This is a genomic window from Oxobacter pfennigii, from assembly GCF_001317355.1.
Taxonomy (GTDB): Bacteria; Bacillota; Clostridia; order Clostridiales; family Oxobacteraceae; genus Oxobacter; species Oxobacter pfennigii.
In genome coordinates this window covers 390669-408123 of record NZ_LKET01000021.1, presented here as the reverse complement: position 1 = coordinate 408123, position 17455 = coordinate 390669, and the positions used below count along the sequence as shown (strand labels likewise).

The 17455-nt window shown below is 36.3% G+C and carries 20 protein-coding genes, 1 tRNA gene, 1 rRNA gene, 1 other RNA gene and 1 riboswitch; of the genes, 3 read left to right on the top strand and 20 right to left on the bottom strand.

Annotation, left to right across the window (positions count from 1 at the left end):
* From OXPF_RS05080 to OXPF_RS05030, 13 genes are all read right to left on the bottom strand, one after another.
* Positions 1–335: ribosomal RNA gene (locus tag OXPF_RS05080) — 16S ribosomal RNA — on the bottom strand; the annotation flags it as partial.
* Between the two features lie 175 nt (positions 336–510).
* Entirely contained in the window at positions 511–669 is a 159-nt protein-coding gene (locus OXPF_RS22345) for a hypothetical protein (RefSeq protein WP_160317151.1), read from the bottom strand.
* A gap of 330 nt (positions 670–999) precedes the next feature.
* On the bottom strand, positions 1000–1275 hold the full coding sequence (locus tag OXPF_RS22340; protein ID WP_054874114.1) for a pro-sigmaK processing inhibitor BofA family protein: 276 nt from the start codon (positions 1273–1275) through the stop codon (positions 1000–1002).
* Positions 1276–1384: 109 nt separating this feature from the next.
* Complete coding sequence (locus tag OXPF_RS05070; protein ID WP_160317150.1) at positions 1385–1690, bottom strand: YaaL family protein; 306 nt, start codon at positions 1688–1690, stop codon at positions 1385–1387.
* A gap of 100 nt (positions 1691–1790) precedes the next feature.
* Positions 1791–2390 (bottom strand): recombination mediator RecR, encoded by a 600-nt coding sequence (recR, locus tag OXPF_RS05065; protein ID WP_054874112.1) that lies wholly within the window; start codon positions 2388–2390, stop codon positions 1791–1793.
* A 79-nt stretch (positions 2391–2469) separates the two neighbouring features.
* Positions 2470–2805 (bottom strand): YbaB/EbfC family nucleoid-associated protein, encoded by a 336-nt coding sequence (locus OXPF_RS05060; protein WP_054874111.1) that lies wholly within the window; start codon positions 2803–2805, stop codon positions 2470–2472.
* Positions 2806–2866: 61 nt separating this feature from the next.
* Positions 2867–4489 carry a DNA polymerase III subunit gamma/tau gene (gene dnaX / locus OXPF_RS05055; protein WP_054874110.1) on the bottom strand — a complete coding sequence of 541 codons (1623 nt, stop codon included), beginning with the start codon at positions 4487–4489 and terminating at the stop codon, positions 2867–2869.
* Positions 4490–4603: 114 nt separating this feature from the next.
* Positions 4604–4870, bottom strand: an RNA gene (gene ffs, locus OXPF_RS21595) — signal recognition particle sRNA large type.
* A gap of 47 nt (positions 4871–4917) precedes the next feature.
* Positions 4918–5007: transfer RNA gene (locus tag OXPF_RS05050), tRNA-Ser, on the bottom strand.
* A 101-nt stretch (positions 5008–5108) separates the two neighbouring features.
* Entirely contained in the window at positions 5109–5654 is a 546-nt protein-coding gene (locus tag OXPF_RS05045) for a DUF5317 domain-containing protein (protein ID WP_054874109.1), read from the bottom strand.
* Between the two features lie 9 nt (positions 5655–5663).
* Positions 5664–6935: an HD-GYP domain-containing protein gene (locus OXPF_RS05040; RefSeq protein WP_054874108.1), complete on the bottom strand. Its 1272-nt coding sequence runs from the start codon at positions 6933–6935 to the stop codon at positions 5664–5666.
* 234 nt (positions 6936–7169) lie between these two features.
* Entirely contained in the window at positions 7170–7781 is a 612-nt protein-coding gene (locus OXPF_RS05035) for a hypothetical protein (protein ID WP_054874107.1), read from the bottom strand.
* A 198-nt stretch (positions 7782–7979) separates the two neighbouring features.
* Positions 7980–9173, bottom strand: coding sequence for an aminotransferase-like domain-containing protein (locus tag OXPF_RS05030; RefSeq protein WP_054874106.1), 1194 nt, complete (start codon positions 9171–9173; stop codon positions 7980–7982).
* Between the two features lie 265 nt (positions 9174–9438).
* Here OXPF_RS05030 and OXPF_RS05025 point away from each other — a divergent pair, with 265 nt between their 5' ends.
* Positions 9439–9993, top strand: a complete 555-nt coding sequence (locus OXPF_RS05025; protein WP_054874105.1) for a rubrerythrin family protein — start codon at positions 9439–9441, stop codon at positions 9991–9993.
* Between the two features lie 47 nt (positions 9994–10040).
* Here the strand turns inward: OXPF_RS05025 and OXPF_RS05020 are convergent, their stop codons facing one another.
* Together OXPF_RS05020 and OXPF_RS05015 are read right to left on the bottom strand one after the other, a co-directional pair.
* Positions 10041–10760 carry an EAL domain-containing protein gene (locus tag OXPF_RS05020; protein WP_054874104.1) on the bottom strand — a complete coding sequence of 240 codons (720 nt, stop codon included), beginning with the start codon at positions 10758–10760 and terminating at the stop codon, positions 10041–10043.
* Positions 10761–10902: 142 nt separating this feature from the next.
* Positions 10903–10990, bottom strand: a riboswitch (cyclic di-GMP riboswitch).
* Positions 10991–11021: 31 nt separating this feature from the next.
* Positions 11022–11207, bottom strand: a complete 186-nt coding sequence (locus OXPF_RS05015; RefSeq protein WP_054874103.1) for an aspartyl-phosphate phosphatase Spo0E family protein — start codon at positions 11205–11207, stop codon at positions 11022–11024.
* Positions 11208–11441: 234 nt separating this feature from the next.
* Here OXPF_RS05015 and OXPF_RS05010 point away from each other — a divergent pair, with 234 nt between their 5' ends.
* Positions 11442–12002 carry a tyrosine-type recombinase/integrase gene (locus OXPF_RS05010; RefSeq protein ID WP_054874102.1) on the top strand — a complete coding sequence of 187 codons (561 nt, stop codon included), beginning with the start codon at positions 11442–11444 and terminating at the stop codon, positions 12000–12002.
* A 484-nt stretch (positions 12003–12486) separates the two neighbouring features.
* Here the strand turns inward: OXPF_RS05010 and OXPF_RS05005 are convergent, their stop codons facing one another.
* From OXPF_RS05005 to OXPF_RS04995, 3 genes are read right to left on the bottom strand one after another with little or no spacing between them, the layout of a single operon-like run.
* Complete coding sequence (locus OXPF_RS05005) at positions 12487–13371, bottom strand: hypothetical protein (RefSeq protein WP_054874101.1); 885 nt, start codon at positions 13369–13371, stop codon at positions 12487–12489.
* A gap of 27 nt (positions 13372–13398) precedes the next feature.
* The gene (locus OXPF_RS05000; protein WP_152967696.1) at positions 13399–13899 is read right to left on the bottom strand and encodes a GNAT family N-acetyltransferase; all 501 of its coding nucleotides are present in this window, start codon (positions 13897–13899) and stop codon (positions 13399–13401) included.
* Between the two features lie 14 nt (positions 13900–13913).
* On the bottom strand, positions 13914–14345 hold the full coding sequence (locus OXPF_RS04995) for a VOC family protein (RefSeq protein ID WP_054874099.1): 432 nt from the start codon (positions 14343–14345) through the stop codon (positions 13914–13916).
* Between the two features lie 383 nt (positions 14346–14728).
* On the opposite strand from OXPF_RS04995, the gene OXPF_RS04990 reads away from it, so the two are divergent.
* The gene (locus OXPF_RS04990; RefSeq protein WP_054874098.1) at positions 14729–15673 is read left to right on the top strand and encodes an alpha-hydroxy acid oxidase; all 945 of its coding nucleotides are present in this window, start codon (positions 14729–14731) and stop codon (positions 15671–15673) included.
* A 196-nt stretch (positions 15674–15869) separates the two neighbouring features.
* Here the strand turns inward: OXPF_RS04990 and OXPF_RS04985 are convergent, their stop codons facing one another.
* Positions 15870–16592 carry a hypothetical protein gene (locus OXPF_RS04985; protein WP_054874097.1) on the bottom strand — a complete coding sequence of 241 codons (723 nt, stop codon included), beginning with the start codon at positions 16590–16592 and terminating at the stop codon, positions 15870–15872.
* A complete protein-coding gene (locus tag OXPF_RS04980) occupies positions 16585–17070 on the bottom strand; it encodes an RNA polymerase sigma factor (protein ID WP_054874096.1) in 486 nt (161 codons plus the stop codon). Before OXPF_RS04980 ends, OXPF_RS04985 begins: the two co-directional genes overlap by 8 nt.
* Between the last annotated feature and the right edge of the window lie 385 nt (positions 17071–17455).

Here is a 17455-nt window from a genome sequence, read left to right as displayed (position 1 = left end):
GGAGTCTGGACCGTGTCTCAGTTCCAATGTGGCCGTTCATCCTCTCAGATCGGCTACCCATCGTCGCCTTGGTGGGCTGCTATCTCACCAACTAGCTAATGGGCCGCGGGTCCATCTCATAGCGGATTTCTCCTTTAACGGTGCCTGGATGCCCAAGCTCCGCATCATGCGGTATTAATCACCCTTTCGGGTGGCTATCCCCCTCTATGAGGCAGGTTACCCACGTGTTACTCACCCGTCCGCCGCTAAGATACATTGCTGCATCTCCGCTCGACTTGCATGTGTTAGGCACGCCGCCAGCGTTCGTCCTGAGCCAGGATCAAACTCTCATGTTAAGTTTATTTCCTAGCTAGACTTAACTAGCTATTAATTACTGTTCTAGGTTTCTCAAAAGATATTGTGACTAATTATCGAAGATAACTCATTATCCATGATAATTAGTTTGGGTTGTTTCAGTCTTACCTGAAACGCTTCACACAATCTCTCACACTGTTCAATTTTCAAGGATCGTTACCGCTCTTTTGAAGCGGCTGCTCCGAGGGGAGCGACATTTACTATCTTATCATCTCTTTCGCCCTCTGTCAACATGGTTTTTGCTGGCAGTTTTTCTTTTCTTGCTTCGCAAAAGTGACGCTTGATTAATATATCATCTTTAACTGCGCATGTCAATAAGGTAAATATAACTAATTATATATACGTACTGTTGCATACTTATGTTCTGTCGGCCTTAGATTGCGCCGGCAATATATATTGTGTCTATAAATGTTTCAAATATGCACGACATTAATAAATTATTTTGAAAGAAATTATAATATATTTTTAATATACAAACGAGGCTTTTTCAATATGAAATATGGCTTACTGAATAAATTATAACGATCTGCTAAAAGGCCATTTGCCTCTTTTATACATTCCACGCATAGACAAGAGACAAATAGCCTTTTAAAAGCAAATGTTTCGGGCCCCACCAGCCCGTCCCCCTATAAAACAATAAATAGATTAGAACAAATAAAACTTTAAAAATAATAAAAGTATAAATCCCGGAATTCCCAAAGCTCCTACAGTTAATATGGAACCTGGATTAAGCCCGATTGAGAAATTTATGTACCTTCCAAGCAAATTAAATAATAATATGGCCATCGCGCCAATTGCTGAATTAAAAAGAAGCTTTAGCAGCCATTTTATAGGTGATGCAAGAACTGCCATAAAGATAATTGCAAACATAAATATAAACAAATAGGCAATTAACGATTCATAGCTTATACCCATTATCATGGTACAGCCCTCCTGTGTATATATTAATAGGCATTCAATTAAATGAATGCCTATTAATATATACACATATAATATTTCTTTTATTACATAAATATTACTAATTAATGTATCAATAGAAATGAAATTCTGAAAATCTGTAATTGCTTTCCTTCGCCTTCCGTACCAGATATGAATATTTAAGCTTTGCTGCATGCTCCTGATAGATCGCACACTCAATGAGATCGGGATCCGATACATTATCAAAAAGCTTTTGGGCATTTTCCATATCCATTCTTGCTGTGTTCAATGCCTCCATGTATTTATTGAAATCATCCTGTTGGGCTTGTTTCTGTATAATTGCTTTATTACTGAAAATTGACCTTATAAATGCAACAAACCCCTTTTCAGGCTCAATATTATAAGATAGATTATCCATAAATTTACCTCCCAGCAATGCTTTCTTAATTATTGACATATGCTGGAAAATATATTCATTCCCCCGTGCCGATTCTATATAATTATAAGTATTATTGCTTTTATATCTCTCTTCTTCCCTCAAGGGCTTTTGTCAGTGTAACCTCATCGGCGTATTCCAAATCTCCGCCTACAGGTATGCCATGAGCTATTCTTGTAACCTTGACTCCAAAAGGCTTGATAAGCTTTGAAAGATACATTGCGGTTGCTTCCCCTTCAACATTTGGATTTGTCGCAACTATGACCTCTTTTACATTGCCCTTTCCGATTCTTTGTATCAATTCCTTAATTCTGATATCTTCAGGCCCTATACCTTCCATGGGGGATATAGCGCCGTGCAAAACATGATACACACCTTTAAATTCTCTGGTTTTTTCCATGGCGATAACATCCCTGGGTTCTTCAACAACACAAATTAAACTTTCATCCCTGGATGTGTTCCTGCATATGAAGCAAGGGTCAACATCAGTGAGATTGCCGCATATTGTGCAGTACTTAATTTTCAGCTTTGCTTCCACTATTGCATGTGCCAGGTTCTTAACTCCGTCTTCAGGCATGTTCAATACAAAAAAAGCAAGCCTTTGGGCAGTTTTACTTCCTATCCCCGGAAGTTTAGAAAACTCTTCGACCAGTCTGGCAACCGGCACAGGATAAAAATTCATCTTTTCACCTCTGAATTCAGTATACTTCTAAAACAAATGCATAGCCAATGCTATGCATTTGTTTTAGAATGTATTTTGTTTAGAATATATTAGGTATGTTTACTCCCTGAGTAAGTTTCCCCATCTCTGTTGCTATCATTTCCTCGGCTTTTTTAAGAGCTTCATTTACAGCCGCAAGTACAAGGTCTTCCAGCATTTCTACATCTTCAGGATCTACTACGTCTTCTTTTATCTTTATATTAAGTATTTGTTTCTTTCCATTTGCCACACAAACAACGGCCCCACCGCCGGATGAAGCTTCAACAGTTCTTACTTCCAGTTCCTGCTGCTTTTCTTCCAGCTTCTTTTGAAAGCTCTGAGCCTGTTTTAATAAATTTCCGAGATTTCCTCCTCCCGGAAACCCGCCTTTACTCATATCAAAACCTCCTGCACATTATTATTAATCTTAACCCATATTATTTTACCATTAATTTATATTATTCTTCAACTTCTACCATATCTTCTCCAAATATGCTTATTGCCTTTTGTACTATATCATCTTCCTGTTTGTCTGCTGCTATCTCATCGTTAATAATGCATTTTATATACAACTTACATCCGCAGGCATTAGCAATATATTCTTCGGCTATTTTCCGATTATCTGATTCTTCCAGACCCCTTTTATGAAATTCATAGTTCTTTTCATAAGATATAGTAAGAATATTGTTTGTTACACCGGCAGGTTTTCCTTCCAGCATAAAGGCGTATAACCTTTTATGGCCTCCATTGCTAATAGCTCTTAATATATCTTTCCACTTCTTTTCTATGTCCTGCAGAGATACCGCAGGTAAATTTTCTATAGTTTCAACTTTTACCGCTTCAGTTTTCCTAACAGGTTCTTTTATTACCGTTTTTTCAGATTCTATCTTTCTGATTTCCTTTGTATCCTGTGATTGAGCTATTGTGGCATTGCCCTTCAATGCACTCTCAAGTCTTTCTATCCTTTCAAGCAAGGCATCCACATCAGTATCTAATTCTTTCCTGCACATTCGAAGAACTGCCATTTCAAGAATTATTCTTGGCTGTGCCGTCCATTTTGCATCGGCTTCAGCAGCTGATAATATATTTATATTCCTAAGCAGGCTTTCTGTTGAAAACTTTTTTGACTGTATTTTAAATTCTCCAAAAAACTCATCTGATACATTTAATATATCCGATGCATTATCTCCTATTTTGCATATCATCAAATTTCTGAAATGCATGATAAAATCCTTAATAAATTGATATACATCCTTACCGTTTATAATCAATTCATCAATGAGGGATATACATGAAACAGTATCTTCCGCCGCTATGGAATCAGCAAGTTTTATCAGATACTCGTCTGTTGATATTCCTAACATGGATACTACATCCTGATATTTTATATCCTTTCCGGACATGGATATGCACTGGTCAAATATACTGAGGGAATCTCTCAATGCCCCGTCAGAACTTCTTGCTATAAGCGACAATGTTTTATTTTCAACGCTTATATTGTTGTCATCAGCTATAATTCTAAGCCTCGTTATGATGTCATCTGTGCGTATCCTTTTGAAATCAAAGCGCTGGCACCTTGATACTATAGTTGCCGGAACCTTTTCAAATGAAGTGGTGGCAAGTATGAATACCGCATATGAAGGGGGTTCCTCCAAGGTCTTTAAGAGAGTATTAAAAGCTTCGGTTGTAAGCATGTGAACTTCGTCCACGATGTACACCTTATATTTTGCCTTGTAAGGCGGCATCTTAACATTATCTACAAGATCCCTTGCATCATCAACTCTTCTGTTTGAAGCTGCATCCATTTCTATTACATCAAGGAGATTTCCTGCATCAACTCCAAGGCATATTTCACATTTACCGCAAGGCTCCCCATCTTTAGGGTCAAGACAATTTATAGCTTTGGCAAATACTTTGGAAGTGGTGGTTTTGCCTGTACCTCTGGTTCCGCAGAAAAGATATGCATGCGAAATTCGCCCTTGCTGTATCTGATTCTTAAGGGTTCTTGTAATATGATCCTGTCCCATGATTTCCTTAAAGGTTTTAGGCCGCCACTCTCTGTATAATGCTATGTAAGACATAAATTCACCTCTTTTTTGCCATATCTATATTATACATAATTGCAAACTCAACTCAAACATAATCTCTGAAATAATTAAAAAACCATAGAATATTCTATGGTTTAAAATTATAGGCCGCACACCTAACTTCGATAATAACCTTACAAGCGTTACCCATATAGTTAGCTCGGACCAGGCTACCCTGCGGCACACGAAAGGGCTTGCTTACCGTTGCTTCCTTCCGGACCTGGCGGGGTTCACAAGTTTCCGTTGCGCAGGACCCAGTCGTCGTCACCACTTACACAGGCCTGACCTTACAAGGTTACACCTCAGCCTAGGACTTCACCCCTGCTATTGCGGGTTGCAGGTTACAGGGCACCGCAAACTCCCCAGCTAGTACGGCCAGAACGTACATAGTTATTATGCTAAAAAAAGCAGATCTTATACTATGGCGGAGAGAGCGGGATTCGAACCCGCGGTAGAGTTGCCCCTACACACGCTTTCCAGGCGTGCTCCTTCAACCACTCAGACATCTCTCCATGAGTAAGGTCTACTTTTTAAAGCTTTATATTCGATTTTAACTCTCTCGACTTTTCCTATTATAAATAAATAACAACCCACTGTCAATATGATATTAAGGTTACAGCATTATACTTTTCACCTTGGTTTTCCGCATTCCGCTTATCATAAATATCATCAAACCTATTGCGGATACTAAATCGCCGATACTAACTACATAAGATCTAAATATTCTAAAAGGAATTACATCTCCCAAAAACCACAGTCTTGTGCTTTTATTTACCAGTGTGTAAAGTCCCTCGGAGGAGACACTGCCCTTTATACCTGCTGCATCAATTGCAGCCTGACTTACCGGCATCAGGCCTCCGTTCGCAAATATAGCGACAGCGTTTAGCATAAAACCAATCCCCATAATCAAGATCCATTTATTTTTCCTATTCATATAAATGAACATAAATATAAGCATATATTCCACTATATATAGTAAAAGTGTAATAATGCCCGGACTTATAATACCTTTCCTGACAGGTATGAAAATCATAATTTCGATTCCAAAGGATAAAAAAGCAATATAGCTTCCTTTTATATTTTCTACATTGACTCTTTTAATGCTCCCTTTAAGGATATATCCAATTATTATAGACAACAGCAAGGCTTCTATAAACATAGTTCAACCTCATGCAATGTTATTTTTCTTCTTAAGTATTTTAAAATATATATCAACAACATCAGGGTGAAATTGTGTCCCTTTATTATTTACAATCTCAGCAATTATCTCTTCAAGATTCATGCCTTTTCTATAAGGCCTGTCAGATTCCATAGCGTCTATACTATCTGCCAGCTGAATTATAAATACATCTATAGGAAGCTCACTTCCGTTCTTACCCGATGGATAACCTTTGCCATCATATCTTTCATGGTGATGTCTGACTAGCATGGGTATATCACCGATATCTTTAATATCTTTTACAATCTTATATCCTATCTCAGGATGGGATTTAATTATATCATATTCATCCGGAGTAAGCTTGCCTGGTTTATTTAATATGCTGTCATCTATGCCTATTTTACCTACATCGTGAATATACGATGCTATTATCAGCTGTTCTATCCTGCTTTCACTGTACTTCATCTCTTTTGCAATCATCTCAACTATATCCGCTACTCTTCTGGCATGGCCTTCGGTATATTTATCCCTGGCTTCGACCGCATGCATCAAAACCTGTACAGTCTGCATGTACTTGGATTTTGCTTCTATGTAAAGCACATAAATGTAACGCATCAGCATCACCAAAACCATTATTACAAAAGCGCCTACGAAATTATATTGTTCATATAAATATTTCAGTACCGCACCTAAAGGTGCCATTGCTATAATATTCAATATTCCAAATTTAATATTGCTTACATATACTTCAATAAAGCTGTTTCTTGATATTATAAATATGAGTGTGGAAATAATGGCAGTATTTACAACAAGAAAAGCAATAACAAAAGCGGCGTATTTTATAACCGACATTGCTTGTATACTGAACAATCCAGTATTTATAGTATCATACATTAGCCAACCGCAGAATGCAGAAATTGCCATTTCCGAAAAATTAAAAAGGGTTTTATAGACAGGAGTATTTAATATATGTACTAATACCCCGTCCCTTTTCTGAACTCTAAGTGCTGTTCCTATACTTACGATAATCATCGTCCAGAATGGACCGAAAAGCAAAAAGGCTGCTGAAGTTATAGCAAATCCGGGACTAACACCTAAATGCTTCAATGATATCATGCCGGATTCAGTTAATACCGATAAAAGGATAAAAAGTATTATTTCTGTGATGGAAGGCTGTCTTCCGGTATAAAAAAACTTGTGAGATGTAAATGCAAAATAATAACATGACGCTGCTAAAACATATATAAAAATCAAAAATACAGCTAGTTTTTTATCCTTCATTCTATTTCCTCCAAAAAAAATGGCCGAATATATTGTTTTATATTACTTATGCCCAGGTAAAATGTGAACCACCAGCTAATAAAAGAGCCAGAATAGCCATTATAACCGGTAAAAGTTTTTTCACGTGAATTCCCCCCCATCAGAGTGAATTCACAGGGCTTCGCTATAACCTGTGATGTTTTACTCCGCTAATATGGACTGGTTTAATACAATATAATCGGCCAAAGAAGCTATTTACTTGTATACCCTTCTGTTGATCGCATCCAGAGCTGCTTTTGAAATTGTTTCATTCAAGTCATCTTTGATTATTGCAGAGCCAATCAATATTTCCTCCTTGCCACCGAATATCATATTTACCATAACACACACATAAGGGACGGTATGATTCTTATTTACTATAATATCAGCCACATCAAATATTGCACCGTCATTTATTATTTTTTCCACTGCTTTAAGAGTGGATTTTGCCATGGTTTTTATTCTTCCGGACATAGTGTTAAGACCTGTCTCGGTGACAGAGTATGTTTCTTCTTTAAAAGATAATTCCACATTGTACTCAATTGTATTGTCATATGTTCTAAGAGAAAATCCTTCGAATATAATCCTTCCTGTTGAATCCGCCGATGTTTCTGTTTCAATCTGGGCAATGCTTATTTTATTCTTGTCCACTCTGTAACTAAAAGTAACCAATATTGCAGATTCTATGTCTCTCGCTATCTGCTTAGCCGACCGCTGCTTATTGGCAAGAACGTGAACTTCTGTTATTTCTCCTTCTTCCCAAATAACTTTACTGTTTATTACCCCAGTAATCTTATTGATAAAATTTTCAAAGCTAGCAGAATCCATACAACTTCTCCTTAAAACTATATAAATTTACTAAGAATACCAAAATATGTCTATACTTGAATATTCATATATTCTTATAATAATCCATTTTTTGACTTCAAACAATGATAAAATTGTTAATAATTCTTTATAGGCCAATATTTTTGAATAAATTTCTTTAACTCCGGCTTTTAATACATACAAACTATGATAACAAAGTTAAATATTGCATAAATATTCCTTCAAAACTCTTCCAAGTCTCTTTATGCCTTTTGTAATTCTATCTTCAGACATATTTGAAAAATTCAGCCTAAAGGAATTTTCATTGCCGCCGTTAGGATAAAATGCACCGCCCGGAACAAAGGCTACATTATTTTCAAGACTTTTTATCAGGACATCTCTTGCATTGATATTTTGAGGCAATTCAACCCAGGTGAATAATCCGCCTTCCGGATATGTGAATTTGGCCTCTTTAGGAAACTCCTCTTCCATAGTCTTAATCATAGAATCCCTGCGTGCCCTGTAAAGGAACTTGATTCTCTCTATGTTTTCTTCGATATCATACATCTCCATGAATTTAACTATTTCTCTCTGGCCCATATTAGATGTATGAACATCCGAGCAGGACTTAACAGTTGCATATTTATCAATGAGTTCCTTTTGAGCAGCCACCCATCCTATTCTTAAGCCGGGACAGAATATCTTCGAAAAGGTGCCTAAAAATATTACAAGTCCTTTTTCATCCATAGATTTTATAGATGGCGGAATCTGCCCGTCATAACGAAGCTCACCATAAGGATTATCCTCAAGAACGGGTATTTCATATTTATTAACTATTTCCATGAATTTTCTGCGCCTTTCAACAGACCAGGTTTTACCGGTAGGGTTTTGAAAATCTGGAATTACATAAATGAATTTAACATTGTTTTTGGAACTCAATATTTTTTCAAGCTCTTCAGGAATTATCCCATAAGCATCTGTAGGAACTTCAATCAAATCAGGTCTATATGCTTTAAAGGCACTTATTGCCCCTAAATATGTAGGACTTTCACATAGCACAATATCTCCTTCATTCAAAAAAAGCTTAGCTGTAAAATCCAATCCCTGCTGCGACCCGCTTGTGATAATAATATTTTCATGATTTACTTTTGTATAAAATTTACTGTTCATTCTCTCAGCTATTTTCTGCCTTAATGGCAAATATCCCTGGGTGGTGGAGTATTGAAGTGCCTGAATTCCGCCTTCCTCCAGCACAGCCTCCGAAACCTTCTTAAGTTCCTCTACGGGAAAAAGCTCTGGTGCAGGCAAACCACCCGCAAAGGAAATAACCTCCGGCCTCTCAGTAAGTTTTAATATTTCCCTCGTATCGGAATCATCAAGATTATCCATACGTCTCGCAAATACGACAGCCATACAATCACTCCTAATCACTAGAATATTACCATTGTATCATATATAATCATACCAAGTACTACATTTCTGTTTATAAATATATTTTGACTATGCAAACTTCAACAAAGTTATTTTTTTATTATTTGTAATTATATAATTGTTATTTTGGGGTATAAATTATAAATAAGTAGTGTCCATAAGTTAGGGCATTCCTTCGATTTCCAAAAAGTTCATTCTATAGAGACAAGAGTGACCTTACATTAATTTAAATAAGGAGGGTAAAAATATGCCGGTACAAAATGCAATGACAGCAGACTTTTTGCGTTCAGCTTATGGCGGCGAGAGTATGGCACATATGAGGTACCTTATCTGGGGTAATCTTGCCGAAAAGGAAGGCTTTAAAAACACAGGCAGGCTATTTAAAGCCATAGCTTATGCAGAACAGGTCCATGCAGACAATCATTTCAAGGAATTAAAGGTGCAGCAAGGTGATTATACCGTTGCTGCCGGAGCAGTTTTCGGAATCGGAACCATAGTTGAAAACCTTCAGGGAGCCATAAACGGAGAACTCCATGAAATCGAGCAAATGTATCCAGTATACCTTAACACAGCGAAATTTCAAGAGGAAAAAGGTGCAGAGAGGTCCTTTCACTTTGCACTGGAGGCCGAAAAAGTTCATGCCATCCTCTTCAAACAAGCTCAGGATGCAGCAAAGGCAGGTAATGACATACAGTTTGAATCTGTAAATGTATGCCCAGTCTGCGGCCATACCGTTACAGATGAAGCCCCGGACAAATGCCCTATCTGCGGTGCCAAAAAAGAAATGTATAAAGGTTTTTAATGATAAACCCTATCAAATTGTGAAATTTAATTTGATAGGGTCTTCCATTATTTATTATCTCGGTATAATTCCATATTCTCTACGGTAGGCGCAGGCTTTCCAAGGAAATACCCTTGTGCATAGAGTATACCTAATTGTTCCGCAATTTCTAAATCTTCTTTAGTCTCTATTCCTTCTATAATAATTTCTGTTGTGTCGGAGAATAAATCTATTAAACTCTTTATAGTATTTTGCTTTCGGTAATTTGTTGAGAGATTTTCTGCAAAATACCTATCCAGTTTTATAAAGCTAGGTTCCAGTTCAATCCATTGCTGAAAGAAAGAATACCCTGTACCCATATCATCTATAGCTATTTTCACACCCTTTTTATGCAGCTCTCTTACTATTATCTTAAGGTCCTTCCAGTTCCAGATAGGTTCATTTTCCAACAACTCCAGCACTATGGGTCTCATTAAAGGCATATTACTATCCCACCAAGATAAAAAATTTTTTTCTAAAAGTGTGGAAGGAAATACATTGATGAATAACGGTGTCTCATCTTTAAAAGCTGTAAATGCAGCTTTTACGGACATAAGATCCAGAATATTCCGGTATCCGTTTTTATGTGCTTCTAAAAATATATTTATTGGTGAATCCTCGAGCTGTGAAGAATCTCTCAATAGAGCCTCGTAACCTATAGCTTTATTATTTTTTAAATGATAAATGGGCTGAAACCAATGAGTTAAAGAATGTCCGAACTCACACTCCGTATTTTGAGTTATTACCATCTTAATCCCTCCATATAAAAGAACAGGCAGCAAATAGGCTGCCTGCTTTTTTATATTATACAAAAGGTACATAATTTAGGATTGAAACAGTATATTCATTTTCAATTAAATCATTTCCTTACTTTATATTACTATAAAATCACTTGGCAACCCAACCATCATGGCATTTTTCATGCTTTAGACTTGTGGCTTTGCGTCTTCATTTTTCAATGAATTTGCCCCTTCATTTGTTTTATCCTAATAGTATATAGTGTTTTACGCTCATTTATCTTCTGTCTGCATATTATAATAATTATTTATTAGTATATCCAGCTTATGACTTGTGTCTAAAATCTCATCCGTTATTTTTGCCTCATCCTGTTCCAGCAATGAATTTAACTTCTTTCTAGTCTTTTCGATAGTTCTCTTTAATCCTTGTATCTTCAGTTCTTCAATATAAATGAACAATACATGTCCCCCTTTTTTTCTAACCAATGTAACAATTTACATAAAATGTTACATTGGTTAGAGTAAACTCTTCTGTAAATATAGGGTTTTTATCTTAATTAAAATATATATAATCAAATTTAGTATTGAAATTTTATGTAACATTTTATATTATATGTTGATGAAGCATTACATAGTAAAGAGGAATCTATATAATTGCGCCTATTTTGATTACATTGCAAAGGGGTATATTGTATGACTGTTGAACCAATAAGAGATAAATCGAAAATTAAGCAGATGTACCAGTATTTACACGGTAAAGATCAAAAGTATGATCTGATTTTTAAATTCGGGCTTAATACAGGTTTGAGAATAAGTGATATCCTACCATTAAAGGTAAAAGATATTTTTGTCAGTAATGGAGAGTTTCGTGATTATCTGGTATTAAAGGAAAAGAAAACAAAAAAGGAGAAAAAAATTAAACTTAACAACGCCCTTCGAAAAAGAATTCAACCATATATAAAAGAAAATAACCTAACATTGGCAGATTATCTTTTCCCAAGTAAAAAGGGCAGCCACATTGGCAGAATACAAGCTTACCGTGTATTGAAAGAAGCTGCCAACCTAGTTGGTATCCAAAATTTTGGTACTCATAGTTTGCGTAAGACATGGGGATATTGGACATATAACACTTCGAAATACAACATCGGATTGATAATGGACACTTTTAATCACAGTTCCCAAAGTATAACGCTTCGATACATTGGTGTTAATCAAGACCAAAAAGATGAATTATACTCACTTGTTCAGTTTTAGGGGAAATTACTGATAAATCCTTGAATAATTCTTATATGGGTGGTATATTTATGAATGAAACTACACTGTTTTACCTATTTCGTTACACAACATTTTATGTAAATTGTTACATTTACGACATAAAGTTTTATATTATGCATAATTTTTACCTTTCTATCTACATTTTATTATTCCCTATTAATTAAATTCTAAAAAAAGTAATTAATGTTATGCTTAATAATGCCTAATTCAATTATAAATACACAATAATTCCAGATATGATGATCTCTATTTAACTTACCACATAAAAACTAATGAATGCGTTTCTGTTCTTCTATTTTAGATTCCTTTACGAAGTCATATGACGCATATATGACAATAATCTAATATTGATAATGTATTTCAATAACATGTGTATAGTCATAACAATAGCAAAAATATGACTGCTTAATTTAAGCAATCATATTTTTGCTATTAAATATATTGTATTTTTTTAAAACTTAAATTACTCAAATTTAATCTCATTGCCATTTTTGTCTATTATAATGCATTCATTCCCTGCAAAATGTTCTGATTGTTTACGTCCATCAGGTGAAACATATATGCTGTCTATAGGATAGCGATAGGTTATACCGTTTGTATCTTTAACTTCAATATACAATATAAATTCATCTCCTGAATTTACTGCAAATATTTCATTGAATTCAATATCATTTTCTTTTTGATTGCTGAATGAAAAACCTTTTGTCCATAGTTCTTTTTTATTTAATAAGGCTAAAAATCTTCCTGACTCTACTCCCATCTCTGTTGGAAGGCCGAAGTATATAATAACATTCCCTTTATAATTTAAATTGCCATTATTATATGATTTCTCCCCGGAAAATCCGCTTTTTATCTGCATCAAATAATTCTGACGGAATGAAAGTGTATCTTTCAAAGTTTCATTTCTGCTTATATTATTCTCTAAAAAAGTAATTGTCGGTTGATATTCCTTTGCAACAGGTACCTTCACAGAAGCAGCAAAGGAGTTGCCTATGCGGTTCATTTCGCTTTTTACATCGTCCAGTGAAACAGTAGCCTTAATGTTTTCTCCCCCCTCTTTTGGAGTCACTGTAAATAAAACCTCATAAGTTAAATCATCACCATTAAAGGCTCCGTATTTGATATCATAACTGTCTATTATGCTAGTCTGACTTTCAAGCAGATTTTCAATTCGTGCATACAAGTTGCTGATTTGTTGATTCTGGTTGTTCACAGTGTTGCTAAGATTCTGCACCTTATTTGAAAGATTACTGATACTTGTATCTACTTTGTTGCTAATGATTAAACCAAATATTAACACAAGAGCCATTATTATAGCTAACATTGTTTTTTCTGATACATTTTTCATTGTATGCCCCCCTTTATGCTAATAACTTTAAATTAATGCTAATTTCATTTTTTCATGATGTGATTCTTCGAATTTAAGGAAGCCCAGCTTTTGATATAAAGGTTTGCCTAGTTCGGAAGCGGAAAGCTCTATATATGATAAATTTTGATTTTTCGCTTCATCTATAAGCGAATTCAATGCTTTTGTAGCATAACCCATTTTGCGATATTCCGGATAAGTAAGCACATTTAGAATAGTTCCGGTTTTACCTGTTGGGAAGTATAGATTTGCAGGTTTTTCAGATATAATCAAAAATGCTGCAGATACAATATCTTCGTTTGCATCTTCCACTAATGCTGCAAAGAAATCCTTATTTAAATGTTCAGGATAATATTGCTGCAGCTGTGAATAAATCATATTCTTTTTGTCAACGGTTAATTCCCAGTTATCAGCATCAAAATAATCAAATCTTACCTTTATAAGCAAGTCTATATCGTTTACAGTTGCCATCCTAACTTTCATTACTACGCTCTCCTTTTTTAGCTTCAATATCTACACTCTTTTTAGAATATCAGCATACCATTATCATCGTATTTAAAATTGGGTCCCCAGACTACTTCCCAGTAATAACCATCTAAATCAGCAAAGTATGCGTGATATCCGCCCCAAAAAACATCTTGAGGCTCTTTGACGATTTCAGCTCCGGCACTTCTTGCCAGTTCAATGGCTTTATCAACGTCTTCTTTATGTTGAACGTTATATGCCAAAGTAATTCCAGCAAAGCCACTTGCTATTTTAGGCGGATTTTGATCGCTGATATCTTCCGCCAACAACTCCAGTGGATATAGCTCGAACTTTGTACCCGGTGTATTAAAGAACACTACTTTGGGATTATTATCTTTTTCTTCCGTTTGAAAACCCAGCTTATCTCTATAAAACTCAATAGATTTTTTCATGCTTCTTACACCTAAGCAGATGCATGTAATCTTATTCACTCCACATACCTCCTATGTATTTCCAATTGTCGTATTGATATAAGTATAACACAAAAACAGTGCAGGACAAATGACTAACCATGGCGCCTACCCAATGTACACTAGTCCTCATAAAGTCAATTATTTTGATAGATTATTTTAGTCACGTTTTTCGAACCTGCTCATTATATTCTGTGTTCTTGAAAATGAGATAACGCAATAGTACTATTATTATATCAAATAGCCTAGGATTCAGGAGTCGCCTATCTAAAAGTTCCTAATTGTATTGAGCTGTTGCTAAATCCGGAAAGAAAAAAGAAATAGATAGTGCCTTTTATGAAAAAAACCGGCACTATCTGAAATATCAGTCAATATGGCTTAAATATTTAAATGGAGGTATTCATATGAGTGAGAATTCTTTAAATGACGGTGAAAAAAAGCCGCAGGAAAAAGGAATAACCAATAGACAAGCGGTTTCGGGCGATTCTGCAAAAATAACTCGTGACTACATCGATTCGTTGTTGATCGAAATGCGGGTAATAGACTCAATAGTATCTTCAACAAAGATGAAGCTTTTCGGTGAATCCTTTGCGACTCCCGTGATGGTGGCTGCTTTATCAGGGCTAAGTAATGTCCGTACTAATGGTATGGTTGAGGTGGCAAAGGGAGTGGCAGCAGCTGGCGCGGTAATGTGGTCCGGTATAGGCGACGAAGAGGAACTAAAGGCAATAATCAAAACTGGGGCAAAAACCATAAAAATCATTAAACCATATTCAGACACAGACTTGATATTTGAAAAAATATCTCAGGCAGAAAAATACGGCGCTTTAGCTGTTGGGATGGACATAGACTACGTATTTGGAAGCAAAAGAAGCAGAGGTTATGCCCTATCTTATCCCGTAGGTCCCAAAACACAGGATGATATCAAAAGTTACATAAAGGCGACAAAACTGCCCTTTATATTGAAAGGCGTACTCAGTGAACAGAATGCTAAAAAGGCATTGGAAGCAGGTGCAGCTGGAATTGTTGTCTCCCATCATGCTGGTGCAGTTTTGGATTATGCAGTGCCTCCGCTTATGATTTTGCCTCGCATTGTAAAAATCATCGGCGGGAAAATATCTATTTTTGTTGATTGCAGCATCAGCCGCGGGACTGATGCATTTAAAGCCTTGGCGCTAGGAGCAAAGGCTGTTTCTGTGGGAAAAGCGGTTATATCAGGTCTTGCATCAGATGGTTCCGATGGCGTTAGAAAGGTCATTGAAGGAATAACCGATGAACTTCAGATGGTCATGAATGTCACCGGCAGCGCTTATTGCGATAAAATCGATCCCGGTGTAATATGGCGCTAAAAAGTTTTTCCTGTTAAATCAGGCAAGCATTCTCGAATTAGGTGTATACCTATAAGATAGTATATAAAGCGAGAATTTATATTGTAAAATTATTAAAAAGCAGGTCACTGACCTGCTTTTTAATGAGAAGTTAAGTAAAAAAAGATTCCACCGTTCTTTTCTGCTATCTGAGCGTACATTTAAACGCCAGTTGATTCTAATTTTCCAGAATTAAATCTAAGACAGCAATAAATTCCTTTTGTGTAAGATTGTTTGCCGTTACCCTGTATCCAAGCCCTTTATACATAAATTCAGCAAGATACCGTTCGGACGTATTGCCGTTTTGATCTATGGCAATGGGCATACGGACTATGGTGAGTGGTACGCCATTTATTTCAGAGCGGGTCTTCTCATCTTCCAGATATCGAACACAAGTCGGGGATAGCCTGCCTTTAGAAACGGCAACCGAGAGGTCTTTTGTACGAGATGTCCATTCCCCGGCTTCAGAATAATTATAAAGGAAGTTATCATAATTCATAGTTCCATCGTTGTTGAGTATAACGTAGAAATCATTCTGAGGTTGATATTCCAATCCATTAAAAGACTTAGCAGGCACCGGATTCCGCCCAAAATACTCCAATACCTGCGCTTCTGTCCATTTCTCTTCATGAGTAGTTTCTGGATCGAAGTACAGCTTTTGGTTAATCTCTCCATAGGAGCTGAATTCGATTATATGGATTTGAGTATTACTGCCCTGTCTGCCCCAAAGCCCGATGATCACCGTAAGGCAGAGGCAGGCTACTACTGCGGCTGTGCGGACATCAACCTTATGATTCCACTTCCTCTTTTCTGAATTTGATATTCTCTCTTTTGTTTCCTTGATCAATTGAACATCAGGTACAATTTGCTCGTTCATAGAATTATACGCTCCTTTAATCATTTATAAATTCCTCCCCCAGACTTTTTCCCAGAGCTACACGTGCTCTTGTAAGCCATGTACGGATCGTGGGCTCTTTTTGACCAAGGATCTCAGCAATTTTCGCAACTGAAAAATCCTCATAATAGAACAAATGCAGTACAATACGAAACTTTTCCGGCAATTTGCATAACTCCGATGTCAGCGTATTCTCTGCGCTGCCTTCAAAAACCAACTTATCATCTAATGGAACAGTTTTGCGAAACCAGGCCGACCTCCAAAGGTTTTTGCTGCAATTCACCGTAGTTCTGATCAGCCAAAATTTTTCGTGCTCCTTACTGTTGAAATTCTTCACATTTTTTACATACCGCAAGAATACCTCTTGGAAAATATCATCGGCATCGGCTTTGTTCCTCACTTGCGCATAGGCAAGCCGATAGACCATCGTCGCATAATGCTCCACGGCCTCTTCTGATGAAGTCGGCCGGTACTGTTCGCCCATCCTATCTCTCCTTTCATACTGAATACACTGCAGAGTGATAAAAAGCTACAGCCGCCAAAAATATATTTAAATTACCACTATAAACAAGTCCGCATTTTATATTCCCAGTCTATTATCTACTCTTGACCGCCTTCCTATAATCTAGTGGTAAAACACACAGCATGTGTAAAAACGGACATACTCAATTCGAGCACGCCCGTTTGGCTGGCTTTTGCCTGTTATTTTTTCGGTTTTTAATACGAAGAGTAGTACAAATTATAGATTTTATCGCAACTTCATACATCCATCAGCACATTTGGATTGATTTACTTTCAGCATAACTTATGAAACAGAAGCAGTTTTGCGCTTACGTAAATCTAATATAGATATATTTATATATAGTTGT

Bases quoted from the DNA above. Each gene is read 5' to 3' on its own strand.
- OXPF_RS05010 (WP_054874102.1), top strand. From the start codon at position 11,442: ATGACTGTTGAACCAATAAGAGATAAATCGAAAATTAAGCAGATGTAC.
- OXPF_RS05045 (WP_054874109.1), bottom strand. From the start codon at position 5,654: ATGTTTATAGAAGCCTTGCTGTTGTCTATAATAATTGGATATATCCTT.
- OXPF_RS05035 (WP_054874107.1), bottom strand. From the start codon at position 7,781: ATGGATTCTGCTAGCTTTGAAAATTTTATCAATAAGATTACTGGGGTA.
- OXPF_RS05025 (WP_054874105.1), top strand. From the start codon at position 9,439: ATGCCGGTACAAAATGCAATGACAGCAGACTTTTTGCGTTCAGCTTAT.
- OXPF_RS05070 (WP_160317150.1), bottom strand. From the start codon at position 1,690: ATGGATAATCTATCTTATAATATTGAGCCTGAAAAGGGGTTTGTTGCA.
- OXPF_RS05060 (WP_054874111.1), bottom strand. From the start codon at position 2,805: ATGAGTAAAGGCGGGTTTCCGGGAGGAGGAAATCTCGGAAATTTATTA.
- OXPF_RS04985 (WP_054874097.1), bottom strand. From the start codon at position 16,592: ATGATTAAAGGAGCGTATAATTCTATGAACGAGCAAATTGTACCTGAT.
- OXPF_RS05005 (WP_054874101.1), bottom strand. From the start codon at position 13,371: ATGAAAAATGTATCAGAAAAAACAATGTTAGCTATAATAATGGCTCTT.
- OXPF_RS05030 (WP_054874106.1), bottom strand. From the start codon at position 9,173: ATGGCTGTCGTATTTGCGAGACGTATGGATAATCTTGATGATTCCGAT.
- OXPF_RS05040 (WP_054874108.1), bottom strand. From the start codon at position 6,935: ATGAAGGATAAAAAACTAGCTGTATTTTTGATTTTTATATATGTTTTA.
- OXPF_RS04980 (WP_054874096.1), bottom strand. From the start codon at position 17,070: ATGGGCGAACAGTACCGGCCGACTTCATCAGAAGAGGCCGTGGAGCAT.
- OXPF_RS04990 (WP_054874098.1), top strand. From the start codon at position 14,729: ATGAGTGAGAATTCTTTAAATGACGGTGAAAAAAAGCCGCAGGAAAAA.
- dnaX (WP_054874110.1), bottom strand. From the start codon at position 4,489: ATGTCTTACATAGCATTATACAGAGAGTGGCGGCCTAAAACCTTTAAG.
- recR (WP_054874112.1), bottom strand. From the start codon at position 2,390: ATGAATTTTTATCCTGTGCCGGTTGCCAGACTGGTCGAAGAGTTTTCT.
- OXPF_RS22340 (WP_054874114.1), bottom strand. From the start codon at position 1,275: ATGATAATGGGTATAAGCTATGAATCGTTAATTGCCTATTTGTTTATA.
- OXPF_RS05020 (WP_054874104.1), bottom strand. From the start codon at position 10,760: ATGGTAATAACTCAAAATACGGAGTGTGAGTTCGGACATTCTTTAACT.